A 15,233-nucleotide genomic window follows, 5' to 3' on the forward strand; every position below is an offset into this window, starting at 1 on the left:
TTAGTCTAATAAGCTCATTTTTTCTAAACTTAAGGAAATATTTTTTTCCTTAAGAATTTGTCCTATACCAAATTGCTTTTATTACTTAACCCATTGCGTGTTATATGGCCAATCTCTACAAGATCAGCATGATCGAATGTCGTTAATTCCTATCTGGAATTTAGATAAATATTTTACTTATTACTATTGGGATTGACGCTGTCAACGAACAAGATAGTGGAACATCAAGTCGCTTTTTAAGCTGATAAAGGGGCTAGTCACTTTATAAAGTCATAGCTTCACACAGAGCAAAACCTGCTGTTTCACAAACTTTAAATCACGAACATGGCCTGACAGAGAGAATATAGAAGAGAAGAACGCCACAGCAAGAGAACTCTTGTGCCGTTCATCGGAACGTCAGCAAAAACAAAATTGACGGGAAAGCACTCCAGCTATCCTAATAAACCGATCACTTAATAAAACGGAGACCAATATCCGGGCTTAAACCTCAGCCCGAATATTGGATTTTACCAAATGCTATTTCGGCGGGAAGGTAATGAGCACAACTTTAGTTAGTACCCACTTTTGGACGTAACCCACCAGGCTAGCGACCTACGCGACTATTACATCATGCCGCCCATACCGCCCATGCCGCCCATACCGCCTGCTGCGCCTAAATCAGCTTTATCGTCTTTAGGCAGATCAGTGATCATACATTCAGTAGTGATCATCAGGCCAGCGATAGATGCTGCAAATTGCAGTGCAGAACGGGTTACTTTGGTTGGGTCCAGAATACCCATTGCGATCATATCGCCATACTGCTCAGTCGTTGCGTTATAACCGTAGTTGCCTTCACCTGCTTTCACGCTGTTTGCGATAACAGATGGCTCTTCACCTGAGTTGTCAACGATCTGACGCAGAGGCGCTTCCATCGCGCGCATTGCAACACGGATACCTACGTTTTGATCTTCGTTGTCGCCTTTCAGACCAGCAATAGCGGCTGCAACGCGAACCAGCGCAACACCACCACCAGCTACCACGCCTTCTTCTACTGCTGCGCGAGTTGCATGCAGAGCATCATCAACGCGAGCGCGTTTTTCTTTCATCTCAACTTCTGTTGCAGCGCCAACTTTAATAACAGCAACACCGCCAGCCAGTTTAGCTACGCGCTCTTGCAGTTTTTCACGGTCATAATCAGAAGTGGACTCTTTGATCTGCTGATTGATCTGAGCAACACGGCCTGCAATTGCATCTTCTTCACCAACGCCATCAATGATGGTAGTGGTATCTTTGTTGATAACGATACGTTTTGCCTGACCCAGATCTTCCAGAGTTGCTTTTTCCAACTCCAGGCCAATCTCTTCAGAAATAACATTACCGTTAGTCAAGACAGCGATATCTTGCAGCATAGCTTTACGGCGGTCACCGAAGCCAGGCGCTTTAACCGCAGCCACTTTGACGATGCCGCGCATGGTGTTAACAACCAAAGTAGCCAGTGCTTCACCTTCAACATCTTCAGCGACAATCAGCAAAGGCTTGCTTGCCTTAGCTACACCTTCCAGAACTGGCAACAGCTCACGAATGTTGGAGATTTTTTTATCTACCAGAAGAATATATGGGTTTTCTAATTCAACAGAACCATTTTCTGGTTTGTTGATGAAATAAGGAGAGAGGTAACCACGGTCGAACTGCATACCTTCAACGACATCCAGCTCATCTTCCAAGCCTGTACCTTCTTCAACGGTGATTACACCTTCTTTACCGACTTTATCCATCGCTTCTGCGATCAATTTACCCACAGTTTCGTCGGAATTCGCGGAGATAGTACCTACCTGAGCAATAGAGGTGGAATCTGAGCAAGGTACGGACAGCTTTTTCAGTTCTGCCACTGCTGCAACTACGGCTTTGTCAATACCGCGTTTCAGATCCATTGGGTTCATACCAGCGGCTACGGCTTTCAGACCTTCAGTAACAATAGACTGAGCCAATACAGTTGCTGTCGTTGTGCCGTCGCCCGCAGCATCATTCGCTTTAGAGGCAACTTCTTTCACCATCTGAGCGCCCATGTTTTCGAACTTGTCTTCCAGTTCAATTTCACGAGCGACGGAAACACCGTCTTTAGTGATTGCAGGAGCACCGAAAGATTTATCCAGCACAACGTTACGGCCTTTAGGACCCAAAGTCACTTTTACTGCATCAGCAAGAATATTCACACCACGTAGCATCTTAACGCGAGCGTCGCTACCAAATTTTACGTCTTTAGCTGCCATTGTTTCTTTCCTTTAAATTCGTTCAGTTAAGAAGACCTAAGCGCAACAATTACGCTTCAACAATTGCCAGAATGTCGCTTTCAGACATGATCAACACTTCTTCGTTGTCGATCTTCTCTGACTTAACACCGTAACCATCGTTAAAAATAACGATATCTCCAACTTTCACACACAGTGCTTTCACATCACCGTTTTCAAGGATGCGGCCATTGCCCACAGCCAGAACTTCACCACGAGTGGATTTACCCGCAGCAGTGCCAGTCAGCACAATACCGCCAGCAGATTTTGATTCAACTTCTTTACGCTTGACGATTACACGATCATGCAATGGACGAATATTCATTGATAGCTCTCCTATAAGAAAGTCCATATCAGGTAAGAGGATTGATACCAGTATGCTTTCATTAAACTAGTATCATAATAAATTAAATGGGGACTTATTTATGATACTTCAAGGGCAGGCAAAAAAATATTTTACTTTTTTCTTGCCGACAGAAAAAAACCTATAGTTAAACCAAACATTTAGACAATAACCGCTTATTAATGAGGCTTATGCTCGTCATCATCGGGCCTATGTTCTCTCAATGAACGGGAGGGATCATCCTGCTTACGCTCGTATTCTCCTTCGAAGGTATTGCTATCCCGTTTAAACCCGCCACTATTATGAGGACGATAGAAATTGATATGCGGCATCAGTTTCATCACTAATTTTTTCTGAACCGGCGGCAGTAACAACAGCAATCCAAGGAAATCCGTAAAAAAGCCGGGGAGGAGTAACAGGAAACCCGCCAGTAACAGGGAAACGCTTTTTATCATTTCTGCTGCCGGGCTCTCTCCGGTAACTAGCTTTTGCTGGATCTGGAGAAAATTCTTTATGCCCTGACTGCGAACCAAAGAGATACCGACACAAGAAGTAAACAGCACCAGTAATAGCGTAAACAGTACGCCTAATTCAGAGGCAACACGCACAAATAGGGTTGACTCGATGTAAACAAGCAAAAATATTAGGATAAATGGCAACCAACGCACTTGGTGCTCCTTCAATTGATTTGGATGAACAGGTTGTATCCTGAATAAATCATATCAACAAAATCCAAGGGACAACCAAATTAACTTTTTTTAATTTATTAAAGATATAATTGGGGTCACAGTTATCGTTTTCAATCCGCTGAAAATTTTGCTAATTAGACACGCAATTGTGATAAATATCACATATATCAAATCAGACTAAACAAATACCACTATAAAGTGATCCAGATTCAATGCATTTATTGCTAACCAGCATATGATCACGCGGGCAATCTGGTGATAAAAATTTCACATCATAACTATTGCTGTTGGCAACATAATAATTGAATAAACGCATAATTAGACAGTAAAAACGTCATCTAATAAGAAGGTTCTCATGTCAAACAACATTCGTATCGAAGAAGACCTGTTAGGTAAACGAGAAGTCCCTGCTGAAGCCTATTACGGTATTCACACCTTACGTGCGATTGAAAACTTCCACATCAGTAACAACACCATTAATGATGTACCCGAATTTATCCGTGGCATGGTGATGGTAAAAAAAGCCGCAGCCTTAGCTAACAAAGAACTGCAAACTATTCCTAAGAAAATTGCAGACATCATCATCAAAGCATGTGACGAAGTGCTCTATAACGGCAAATGCATGGATCAGTTTCCAGTCGATGTGTTTCAGGGCGGCGCCGGTACTTCACTCAACATGAATACCAACGAGGTTCTGGCAAATATTGGTCTGGAACTGTTAGGCCATAAAAAAGGCGAATATGAGTACCTGAATCCCAATGATCATTTGAATAAAAGCCAGTCAACTAACGACGCCTATCCAACCGGCTTCCGTATCGCAGTTTATAACTCCATCCTGCAACTGATCGAGTCTATTGAACTGTTAATTGCAGGCTTCGATAAAAAAGCCAAAGAATTCAGCGACATTTTAAAAATGGGTCGTACCCAGTTACAGGATGCTGTTCCTATGACGCTGGGGCAGGAATTCAATGCATTTTCTATCCTGCTGAAAGAAGAAGTTAAAAACCTAAACCGCACGGCTGAGTTACTGCTGGAAGTTAACCTTGGCGCCACTGCTATCGGTACCGGTTTGAATACCGCGCCAGGTTATCAGAAATTGGCGGTTGAAAAATTGGCTGAAGTTTCAGGTCTGCCTTGCATACCCGCCGAAGACCTGATTGAAGCAACCTCCGACTGTGGAGCTTATGTTATGGTCCACGGCGCTCTGAAGCGCCTGGCTGTCAAACTGTCTAAAATCTGCAACGACCTGCGTTTGCTTTCTTCCGGCCCTCGCGCTGGCCTGAATGAAATCAACCTACCAGAATTACAGGCAGGCTCTTCTATTATGCCGGCAAAAGTGAACCCGGTTATTCCAGAAGTTGTGAATCAGGTTTGCTTCAAAGTTATTGGTAACGATATTTGTGTTACTATGGCATCCGAAGCGGGCCAGTTACAGTTGAATGTTATGGAACCTGCTATCGGTCAGGCCATGTTTGAATCTATCTCCCTGCTAAGCAACGCTTGCCGCAACCTGGTAGAAAAATGCGTTAATGGCATCACGGCTAACAAGGAAGTTTGCGAAAACTTCGTATTCAACTCGATCGGTATCGTGACATATCTGAACCCATTCATCGGTCACCACAATGGTGATATCGTTGGTAAGATTTGTGCCGAAACGGGTAAGAGTGTTCGTGAAGTCGTGCTGGAACGAGGTCTACTGACCGAAACTGAACTGGATGACATCTTCTCTGTAGAGAACCTAAAATGTCCATCTTATAAGGCAAAACGCTTTGACGATTAAGTTGTTGAATATAATAAAAAATAGCTCTTAGCAATAAGGCACGCGATTCCAACTGGATAGCGTGCCTTTTTACTTCCCTACATGCACAAAGTATTAACCTAAAATTTTCAAATTTTTAATTATTTCAAGGAGTCACTATTATGTTAGCCGTAGAATTGATTATCGTTCTGCTGGCCATCTTCCTGGGTGCAAGATTAGGGGGAATTGGCATTGGATTTGCCGGTGGTCTTGGCGTTCTGGTGCTGGCTGTAATTGGCGTTAAACCAGGGCATATCCCATTCGATGTTATTTCCATCATTATGGCCGTTATCGCCGCTATCTCTGCAATGCAGGTTGCCGGTGGTCTGGATTATTTGGTTCAGCAAACTGAAAAACTACTGCGTAAAAATCCAAAATACATCACGATACTCGCACCTATCGTTACCTATTTTCTGACGCTGTTTGCAGGTACGGGCAACATCTCTCTATCAGCACTGCCCGTGATTACTGAAGTCGCGAAAGAACAAGGCATTAAACCATGCCGTCCGCTTTCCACGGCGGTTGTAGCGGCCCAAATTGGCATCACCGCCTCACCTATTTCCGCGGCAGTCGTTTATATGTCTTCTCTGATGGAAGGCCACGGCGTCAGCTATATTCATCTTCTGATGGTTCTGCTGCCATCCACTTTCGCCGCGATCGTTCTGATGTCTTTTATCATCTCCTGGGCATTCAATTCCAAGCTGTCTGATGATCCCGTTTATCTGAAACGTCTGGAAGAAAACCTGGTAACTCTGCGTGGCAGCAAACAAATTGAAATCAAACCAAGGGCTAAAGCTTCTGTTCTGTTATTCCTATCGGGTGTTATCAGTGTTGTTATTTACGCTATCGTCAACAGCCCAAGCATCGGCCTGATTGCAGAACCCCTGATGAACACCACTCATGCCATTCTGATCATTATGTTGAGTGTTGCAACTATCACCACCATGTTCTGTTCAGTTGATACTGACGCCATCCTGAACTCCAGCACCTTTAAAGCAGGTATGAGCGCATGTATCTGTATTCTGGGTGTTGCATGGCTAGGTGATACTTTTGTACAGGCAAACATGGATTGGATTAAAGGCACCGCTGGAGACTTAATCCACTCTCAACCCTGGTTGCTAGCGATTATTTTCTTCTTCTGTTCCGCCCTACTCTATTCTCAGGCGGCAACCGCAAAAGCATTGATGCCGATGGCTTTGGCTCTGAACGTCACACCATTGACCGCCATCGCCTCTTTCTCCGCGGTTTCTGGGTTGTTTATTCTACCTACTTATCCAACCTTGGTTGCCGCAGTTCAGATGGATGACACCGGTACTACCCGTATCGGCCGTTTCGTATTTAACCATCCATTCTTTATCCCTGGCACCATTGGAGTTGCTCTGGCTGTTGCCTTCGGCTTCCTATTCGGCAGTATGATCCTCTAATTCTGCCTACCAATAACCGCTTAATACAGGGGCGTATATCGCCCCTGCATACCCTCCCCTAAATGAGATATTTTCCCTGAAAACCTTCGATAACTGTTTCAATCTTAACCAGAACACTTTCTGGTCTGGCAGCCTTCGGTTATAGTGCTGAATCTGTTCCATTCAATTAGCGATCATTATTTTTATGATTAAACGTACTCTGATGCTATTTTTGCTGCTTTGCAGCATCCTCTTTACCCCAATGGCAGCGAACGCGCTGTTTGAACAACCGGTGCAAAATCTATATTTGCCAGTAGATCAGGCATTCATGTTTGATTTTCAGCAAAAAGGCGACAAATTGACGTTAGACTGGCAGATCAAACCGGGTTATTACCTTTATCGCAAACAACTTCATATTGAGCCGCAACAGGCCACACTGGGTAAAATCACGTTGCCACAAGGTACAGCTCATCGAGATGAGTTCTTTGGTGAAACTGAAGTTTATTTCCAACAACTCATCGTCAATGTTCCTGTTACAGAGGCGAACAACAGTTCTAATATCGTTGTCACTTACCAAGGCTGCGCCGCCGCAGGATATTGCTATCCACCTGAAACCCGCCTTGTTCCATTGAGTGCAGTTATTCCATCAAAAACAACTGACGCAACCCCTAACGAACCTGCCCAGAAAACACCAGAAAGCGCATCAAATGATCAACAACATTTACCTTTCTCACCACTCTGGGCAATCTTGATTGGCATCGGTATCGCCTTTACACCTTGTGTACTACCGATGTACCCATTGATTTCCAGCATTATTCTTGGCAGCCAACGCCCTAAGAGCCTAAAACAGATATTTTGGTTGGCGTTAAGCTATGTTCAAGGCATGGCGCTCACCTACACGCTACTTGGGTTGATTGTAGCGGCTGCGGGCCTACAATTTCAGGCCGCACTGCAACATCCGTATGTACTGATCGGCTTATCAGTATTGTTTATTCTGCTGGCCCTGTCGATGTTCGGCCTCTATTCTCTGCAACTGCCTTCCGCTGTTCAGACGCGCTTAGTCAACTGGAGTAACCAGCAAAAAAACGGTTCGCTTTTCGGCGTATTCGCTATGGGTGCGTTAGCCGGATTAATTTGCTCTCCTTGTACTACCGCGCCGTTAAGTGCGATTCTGCTCTACATCGCTCAAAGTGGTAATACCGTAGCAGGTGGCCTAACCCTTTATCTTTACGCTTTGGGAATGGGATTACCGCTCATTGCCGTCACGCTATTTGGTCATAAACTCCTGCCACGCAGTGGACCTTGGATGCAGTATGTTAAAGAAGCTTTTGGCTTCATTATCCTCGCGCTACCCGTTTTCCTGCTAGAAAGAGTTATCGGTGATACCTGGGGAATACGGTTATGGAGCCTGCTGGCAGTCAGTTTCTTGGGATGGGGATTTGCTCTGACAATTAGAAGCCAAAACGGTTGGGTACGAGTCATACAACTGATATTGTTAATTCTGATGCTGATAGCTACCCGTCCGTTGCAAGATTGGTTTTGGGGTACAACAGTTACACAACAGTCGCGGCATAGCCTCAACTTCCGCCAGATAAATAACTGGCAGGAGTTAGAAGATATAATGACACAAAACAGCCATAAAACCGTTATGCTTGATTTCTATGCTGACTGGTGTACCGCATGTAAAGAGTTTGAAAAATATACTTTCAGCGATCCACAAGTTCAGTTACAACTGCATGATGCCTTACTGTTACAGGCCAATGTCACGAATAACAGCCCGCAACAGAAACAGCTTTTAGAAAAACTTAACGTTCGGGGATTACCGACTATTCTGTTTTTTGATGCTCAAGGAAAAGAGATCCCCGATTCACGGGTGAATGGTTTTATGAATGCCGCCCGCTTTAACGAGCATTTGCAGCATCTGCCAAAATGATCTTGAAGGAGAACACCGTGCAACGAGAACAAATCCTTAGTCATGCCTTAAACTTACTAGAGCAGCATGGCTTATCCATCACAACTGAGATACTTTTTGGCTCGCTCAACATGGATATCGAATATCTCAAGCAGTTCTGGCCCGATCGGGAAGCGTTGCTTTATGACTGCCTACGTTATCACGGCCAACAGATTGAAATCTGGCAACGACAGATATTACTGGATGAAAATCTGACGCCAGAACAAAAGCTACTGGCTCGTTATGCAGCCTTAGATGAAAAAGTAAAAGAGAAACGCTATCCAGGCTGCCTGTTTATCGCGGCCTGTAGCGAATTCCCTGAATCTGACCACCCTATTCATCAATTAGCTGAATTACAAAAACAGAGTTCCTCCCGCTACACCACCGAGCTATTACATCAACTGGATATTGAAGATTGCGAACTCGTTGCCAAACAGATGGAACTGATTCTGGAAGGCTGCTTAAGTAAACTACTGATCAAACGGAATATTGATGATATCGCGACGGCAAAACTACTGGCAGAAGATGTTTTAGCTATTGCCTTATGCCGCAAGAATGGCGCATTAAGTTAACAAAAATCAGCCTAAGATGAACAACCACACAAATTCCGGGCAAAAAGAAAGCAAACAATCCGCTTTTATCATTTTTTATCAGAAAGGCATTGACGACTTAGGCTGAATACGGTTTAATGCGCCCCGTTGCCCGGATAGCTCAGTCGGTAGAGCAGAGGATTGAAAATCCTCGTGTCGGTGGTTCGATTCCGCCTCCGGGCACCAAAATTTAGTTTCATGGCGTCCCTGTACATCCTGAAACGTTAAAGAATCAGTAAGTTGCAAAGAGCCTGGAGCATCAATAGATACTGCCAGGGTTTTTGACATTCAGAGTTTTTGGGGGCTTAATTGGGGGCCTGTTGGTTCGATAAACTCTGGAGCCCCCGCCATGCCACTCACCGATACCGCCATCCGTAACGCCAAGCCGCTCGATAAACCCTACAAACTCAGCGATGCGCAGGGTCTGTACCTGCTGATTAAACCCAACGGTTCTAAACTCTGGCAACTCAAATACCGCTTTGGCGGCAAGGAGAAGAAGCTGGCGTTTGGCGCTTACCCGACCGTTACGCTGGCGAATGCGCGTAAGCTGCGTGAAGAAGCTCGCGCCGTACTCAGCGCGGGCGACGATCCGGGGGTGAAAAAGCAGCAGGAGAAGCAGGCGAAGAAAAGCGGTAATACCTTTGAAGAGGTCGCCCGTAAGTGGCTGGCGGGAAATATCCGCTGGACGGAGCATCACACGGCGAAGATCCTGCGCTCGCTGGAGCACGTCAGACAGGCATTGATCCTGCCGCAGAGCGCCATTTTTAACGCTATATCTTTACTTTCAATCAGGGTTTCGGCGAAGTTTTCGCAGTGATCGGCAAGGACGGTGAAGTCCGTGGCGGCATTGAAGGGAATAGCAAGTAACGGGTGTGTTTGAGTGGGGATCGTAACCATAGTGGCAGCCTCCAGTAAGTGATTAATTGAACCACCACCGAAGAGACCAATCTTGCGGGTGGTGGAACCGGACGGAGTTGGTCTTACCGGCCTTACTGGACACCGGCGCGTCTTGCGACGCCTCCGCCCGGCCCACCATTGAGATATAGCCGGATGAACGACATAAAAAAGACGCAAAGCGCGTCATATGCCGCCAGTAAGGAATATCTTCAGGAGACCAATCCCGGCACCTGAATTTGCACCGCGATTAGCAGTTAACAGCAAGTGAGGTTATGGAAGGCTTATCGCAAAAATAACTCTCTCTTACCTGCAAAATTAATCATTCGTCTTTCGCATCAAATAAAAGACTAAAGCTTCATTTTTTCCATTTTATTCAATGAATAATCGGGAATATAATCCAGAAAACACACTTTAAGGATCTCAACATGAGGATCACCGCGACCCAAATTGAACAGTGGGCGGACACAAGAGACGCTCAGGGAATGTTGCCCATTTTGATCCGGAGATTAATTAGCGCGACCACAACAATAACAGCATTGAGCATGCCCGGCGGTGATTCTGTTTCAAGCAGCGGCTGGGATGGTATTGTCCAGGCTGACAAAGGCAACATCTGGGTTCCTGATGGTGCCTCTTTCTGGGAAATGGGCTGTTCCTCCGACATCATTACTAAAGCCCGCTCAGATTTTCGGAAAAGAAATCAACAAATTTCACCACAGGAAGCAGCTCAAAGTCGCTTTGTCTTCGTATCACCACGCCGGTGGCCCAAAAAAGATAGCTGGCTCAAAGAAGCACAGGCTGAAAACATCTGGTCCGGCGTTTATGCTCTTGATGCTGACGATCTGGAGGCGTGGCTGGAAAACACTCCGGCTGTAGCTCTCTGGTTCAGTGAAATAACAGGCCATACTGGCGCAGGCATTGAATCCATTTCCCATTTCTGGGAACGATGGTGCAATCAGTCACAATTTCCGTTAACAAAAGACACCTTACTGGCTGGCAGGGAAGAGGAAAAAAACACACTGAACGACTTTCTATCAGATAAAAAAGAACAAATTATTATTCGGGCAGACAGTCAGGAAGAAGGTATCGCTTTTGCCTGTGCCAGCTTAATAGAGATGGGACATGAAAATATATCAGCCTGCATAACTACTGATGATGGATGGCACTTTATTGATAAAAATCCCTCAATTCAATTTTGTCTGGCGATGAACAGTGATATTTCCAGACAAAGCCGACACCAGCCTGAACGAACTATTTTTATTCCCTTTTTGTTTTAGAATGCATAATTGCTCTTTTACACCCGGTGTATTAAATCTCCACTCACATTCCTTGAGAAACAACTCAAAATGCTCCTTTGGTATGCCATTAAATTTACGCATATGACGTTTGGCTTGGTTCCAAAAATTCTCTATCCCATTGATAGGGTTTTGACCATTTTTAGCGTCTACGAACTCCGTACTATGGTTGATTCGGTAGTGTTTAAAATCGGACAAGTCCAGCACATCATAGCTGGCAAAATTGTCTGTGTAGACTAGGCTATCAGGCTTAATTTTCGCTGTGATTATCGGCATCAAAGTATCGGATTTAGCGTTAGGTATTAGGCGGGTTTAAACCTTACCACCCCGCTTTAGAAGCCCGAAAACAGGGACTTTTCCGGCTGAAGCCCGCCCGCGTTTTCCCTTACGTTTACCTCCGAAATAGCTTTCGTCTATCTCGACTTCACCTTCAAACATGGAGTGTTCATCGACATAATCAGAGATAAGGACTCTGAGGCGGTGAAAATAGTAAGCTGAAGTCGTTTTGTTGACACCCACTAACTCTGCCGCAGTGCGAGCTGTAGCCCCTGCCACAAAGATCTCCTGAAGACGTTTTTGCTTGTATTAGCTAATCCGACTTTTTCTCATTGGGGTATCCTAGATCAAATGACTTATCTAGGGCAGCCCCATTTTTTATGGTAGCTCAGTCGAACGCTTATATGATTATATTAAAGCTTTTGAAATTAGATACGCAGAATATCCAATTATTCTTAAGCAAATGGAAAATGTTCTTATTTTACAGAACCAGTTTTTATCAGGCATAAATCCAGTTGATACACTCTCAGAACAAGAGTTCTCACCCGGTCATGTCGAAATCCCTCCAGAAACGTTCTGGAAAACCTACCATCAGGCTTTAACGGATGCCAGTCATGCGTTTGAGGAAATAATAAATCAGACAGAAAATATATTTATTAAAAAACCAGGGGAATTTAAAAGCATTAACTCCACCACTGAATTATCAAATATAATAATGGAAGGCATAGCGCTCCCTGCTATTGGTATCAATATTGGTGATCGTGTTTATCCATTGTCATTCAGGAATATGGCAAATGTAATTATTGAGCACTATGCTTCCCAGAAAATGGATATCGATTGTTCAGATGCAATTTCAAATTTCATATCCCAGCGTTTTGAAAACATTATTGAGGGACCATTTCTGCTTCTGAATCAAAAAAAGATCCTACCTTATAAATTCGCTGGGATACTACAGGGAAATGATAAGTATTATTTATTTGTACCTTTTGATATTAATCCAATAAACAAACTAAAAAAGATAGAAGAAGATATTTTCGAACTTTTTAGCCAAGGAAAATGGGCTTTATCACCGATTTCATCATCACAACTATTAGGTATTCGAAATGGCTCAGGAAAGCAACTTGCAATTGATGATATTGAGTTTATTTTCATAAGCTCTAATCTTACTACTGCTATGCTTCCTTTTAAGCCACCGCAACTAAAATATAGTTATCATATTCTTTTCTTGGCAGAATTTATTGCATTATTTGACTCGATAGATAACCTGAGTGAATTGTCATCATTTTTTTCATATCTAGAGCAATATAAATCCAAAATAAATCCGTTTTTTATTTCTGTAATAGATAAATTTGCATCATTTAAAGGAACTCATTCTGTATTAGAAGATGGTGCTATTAATTTCGACATAATTACTCTTGATCCTCATTGGGGATCTAACTGGAGATATGAAGAACTGGAAAAATACTGGTCACAGGTCCCTTCAAATTTTCCTGATGTCAATGTAAAATGGAATATCAGTAATACTTACCAAGGAAATATTTCATTAATATCAAAAAGTCATTTCTATGTATGCTGGTGCACAAAAATAAATAACTGCACAATGCATTTTTGTGCCGATCGCAAACCACTACTAAATGAAGATCACCTTAACGATCAGCTTCTGACATTATTTTTAGAATGCACTTGTGATGCGCTATCGCAACGAAAAGATATTTTAGAGAATATATCATTCCAAAATATAAAAAGAATTACCGTTCACTGCTCTATTGACAAAAAATATCTGGTCGATAGTAATTCCGACATTACAGAAAATTTTAATCCTGAATTGTTCACTCACGTGTCATTAATTAACAAAGATAATTCTTCTGCAAATATAAAAATTCACATTAATTTACCTCTCATGCAATATCGTCTTAACAGACCTCAAAATGCCAGTTTCCAGGCTGATGTTTGCATTGCGTTCTTACAATCGCTCTCCCAAATACTTCATATCGAGTTCTCCGAAGATATTAGGCAACAGATAATCAATACAGGGAACAGACCCGCAAGGATGGCAATATCCAGCGAAAAGCGCACCTTTGATACTTTAGAAATAAAACCAAACATTCCTGAAGCCAAACACTTTAAACTAGCCAGAAAAACATTGGCTAACTTAATTAAAGAGTCTGGAGTTCAGGAAGGTAATTATGAGTTACAAAAGGCCAAGGATATTATTAACCCTTTAGCCGATTTTTTCAGAGAAAAAATTCACGCAACAATACGCTCAATGAACAGGGAGCACTTGCTACAATTTGTAATTGAAAACTATGATGCTTATGTAGCCGAAGATCATAGAAAAAAGCAAAATATTATGTTAAGCCTTCAACATGAGGTTAATTATAATAGAACAGAAAAATTAGCAAAACAGAGTACTGAGTTCAACCGTATGTCAGCAAATTATAGATATTTGCTTGAATGCGCTTTGAGTCTTAACACAAAAAGTAAAACCATACCTGCTACCGATGATATCTTACAATTACTTGCTGATATTGATTGGTTAATAGTACTTTATAATGCAAGTGACATCTTGCATAACGATATTGATGTAGGTGGTTTGAATATAGATAATTTTTACATCCCACAAGTATTTTTTTCCGAAGATCGTGAGATTAAAGAAGATAAGTTTAGTGAAGAACAAGCAGGCTATAAGTTAGGTTATAATTTAAATGATAATGACTCAGTAGAATCCGACATTATAAATGAAAATTTAGATGTTCTTAACCGTATATTTCAACAAGATCTCGGTTTCAAATACTCGAGTTTACTTGCTGTTTTCTCTATTCTTTTTCAATGGGCTCGATTTAACCAAATTGAATTAAATCTTTCATATCAGGCGACAAGGGCTGATATGGTAACTACATTACTTAACAACAATACAAACCTGATTAATGAAGAAGTAGAGAAAATAATAGATTTTCTTATTCTTAATCCGAATAAGATAAGAAAATTGCTGGGTGCTGATTCTGAATATTTTGATGTGCCCATATCCGATCATAATAAACGAGATCACCGATATAATATTCGCCCACTAATAGAAATTAGTAATAATAATATAATCTGGGGAGCTACGGCAGCATATCGGGCAGGCACAATATGGATTGCCCATATTGCAAATGGATATCTTCCTGCCGAGTTCGAATGGAGCCACATTTCACATGAAGTTGGTAAAATAAAAGAGAGTATTGAAAAGCAATTAGAAATAACCACTTTTGATATTGTAAAAAGGTTCACAACCCAAATTGAACTTGGCATCGACTTTAAGAAACGCTTTCCAAAGAAAAAATTTCCTGATGTAGGTGATTTTGATACCTTAGCCTATTTTCCTGATAGCAATACCAGGTTGAATATAGAGTGTAAGTATAATCAGCCCTACTATTGCATTAAGGATATGCGTCGTTTACGAGAGAAAATATTTGGTAGAGGTGATAAAAGGGGACAGATTGGGAAAATAGAAAAAAGAATTGATTTCCTAGCAGAAAATTATAATAATCTTCGTACTCTACTAAACTGGAGTGAGCCAGCAGATAATCACGAAGTTAAATTTATCCATTTATATATTAGTAGACAAATTTACTGGTGGTTAAGATATCCGCCATATGAAACTAATATTAATTTTGTACAAGTAGATGCGTTAGAAGCTTGGTTACAAGAAAATTTATAGTATATTAACCAACCGCTATGAAATTAA

General features: G+C 42.4%; 9 protein-coding genes, 1 tRNA gene and 2 pseudogenes. 8 read left to right on the plus strand and 4 right to left on the minus strand.

Annotation, left to right across the window (positions count from 1 at the left end; all coding sequences use genetic code 11):
* Window positions 1–602: 602 nt before the first annotated feature.
* From groL to V2H77_RS18565, 3 genes are all read right to left on the minus strand, one after another.
* Entirely contained in the window at window positions 603–2,249 is a 1,647-nt protein-coding gene (gene groL, locus V2H77_RS18555) for a chaperonin GroEL (protein ID WP_049582776.1), read from the minus strand.
* A gap of 49 nt (window positions 2,250–2,298) precedes the next feature.
* Window positions 2,299–2,592: a co-chaperone GroES gene (locus V2H77_RS18560; protein ID WP_036809429.1), complete on the minus strand. Its 294-nt coding sequence runs from the start codon at window positions 2,590–2,592 to the stop codon at window positions 2,299–2,301.
* Between the two features lie 197 nt (window positions 2,593–2,789).
* Complete coding sequence (locus V2H77_RS18565; protein WP_341499982.1) at window positions 2,790–3,278, minus strand: FxsA family protein; 489 nt, start codon at window positions 3,276–3,278, stop codon at window positions 2,790–2,792.
* 376 nt (window positions 3,279–3,654) lie between these two features.
* On the opposite strand from V2H77_RS18565, the gene aspA reads away from it, so the two are divergent.
* The 7 genes and pseudogenes from aspA (at window position 3,655) to V2H77_RS18600 (ending at window position 11,212) form a co-directional block, all read left to right on the plus strand.
* Window positions 3,655–5,079, plus strand: a complete 1,425-nt coding sequence (gene aspA, locus V2H77_RS18570; RefSeq protein WP_341499983.1) for an aspartate ammonia-lyase — start codon at window positions 3,655–3,657, stop codon at window positions 5,077–5,079.
* Between the two features lie 140 nt (window positions 5,080–5,219).
* Window positions 5,220–6,521 (plus strand): anaerobic C4-dicarboxylate transporter, encoded by a 1,302-nt coding sequence (locus tag V2H77_RS18575; protein ID WP_341499984.1) that lies wholly within the window; start codon window positions 5,220–5,222, stop codon window positions 6,519–6,521.
* A gap of 184 nt (window positions 6,522–6,705) precedes the next feature.
* Window positions 6,706–8,433 (plus strand): protein-disulfide reductase DsbD, encoded by a 1,728-nt coding sequence (locus tag V2H77_RS18580; protein ID WP_341499985.1) that lies wholly within the window; start codon window positions 6,706–6,708, stop codon window positions 8,431–8,433.
* Between the two features lie 17 nt (window positions 8,434–8,450).
* Window positions 8,451–9,023, plus strand: coding sequence for a division control transcriptional repressor DicD (dicD, locus tag V2H77_RS18585; RefSeq protein ID WP_265380180.1), 573 nt, complete (start codon window positions 8,451–8,453; stop codon window positions 9,021–9,023).
* A 128-nt stretch (window positions 9,024–9,151) separates the two neighbouring features.
* Window positions 9,152–9,227, plus strand: a tRNA-Phe gene (locus V2H77_RS18590).
* A gap of 163 nt (window positions 9,228–9,390) precedes the next feature.
* Window positions 9,391–9,765: pseudogene (locus tag V2H77_RS18595) on the plus strand (Arm DNA-binding domain-containing protein); the annotation flags it as partial.
* Between the two features lie 598 nt (window positions 9,766–10,363).
* A complete protein-coding gene (locus tag V2H77_RS18600; protein ID WP_341499986.1) occupies window positions 10,364–11,212 on the plus strand; it encodes a hypothetical protein in 849 nt (282 codons plus the stop codon).
* Here the strand turns inward: V2H77_RS18600 and V2H77_RS18605 are convergent.
* Window positions 11,120–11,791 (minus strand): annotated as a pseudogene (locus tag V2H77_RS18605) (IS1595 family transposase). The gene V2H77_RS18600 and the pseudogene V2H77_RS18605 sit on opposite strands and share 93 nt — an antisense overlap.
* Before the next feature lie 178 nt (window positions 11,792–11,969).
* Here V2H77_RS18605 and V2H77_RS18610 point away from each other — a divergent pair.
* Window positions 11,970–15,206, plus strand: coding sequence for a hypothetical protein (locus V2H77_RS18610; protein WP_341499987.1), 3,237 nt, complete (start codon window positions 11,970–11,972; stop codon window positions 15,204–15,206).
* Window positions 15,207–15,233: the final 27 nt, after the last annotated feature.

This window comes from Photorhabdus sp. P32 (assembly GCF_038085095.1).
Taxonomy (GTDB): Bacteria; Pseudomonadota; Gammaproteobacteria; order Enterobacterales; family Enterobacteriaceae; genus Photorhabdus; species Photorhabdus luminescens.

Coding starts and splice junctions, on each gene's coding strand:
- groL (WP_049582776.1), bottom strand. CDS start 2,249: ATGGCAGCTAAAGACGTAAAATTTGGTAGCGACGCTCGCGTTAAGATG.
- V2H77_RS18560 (WP_036809429.1), bottom strand. CDS start 2,592: ATGAATATTCGTCCATTGCATGATCGTGTAATCGTCAAGCGTAAAGAA.
- aspA (WP_341499983.1), top strand. CDS start 3,655: ATGTCAAACAACATTCGTATCGAAGAAGACCTGTTAGGTAAACGAGAA.
- V2H77_RS18575 (WP_341499984.1), top strand. CDS start 5,220: ATGTTAGCCGTAGAATTGATTATCGTTCTGCTGGCCATCTTCCTGGGT.
- V2H77_RS18580 (WP_341499985.1), top strand. CDS start 6,706: ATGATTAAACGTACTCTGATGCTATTTTTGCTGCTTTGCAGCATCCTC.
- V2H77_RS18600 (WP_341499986.1), top strand. CDS start 10,364: ATGAGGATCACCGCGACCCAAATTGAACAGTGGGCGGACACAAGAGAC.
- V2H77_RS18610 (WP_341499987.1), top strand. CDS start 11,970: ATGGAAAATGTTCTTATTTTACAGAACCAGTTTTTATCAGGCATAAAT.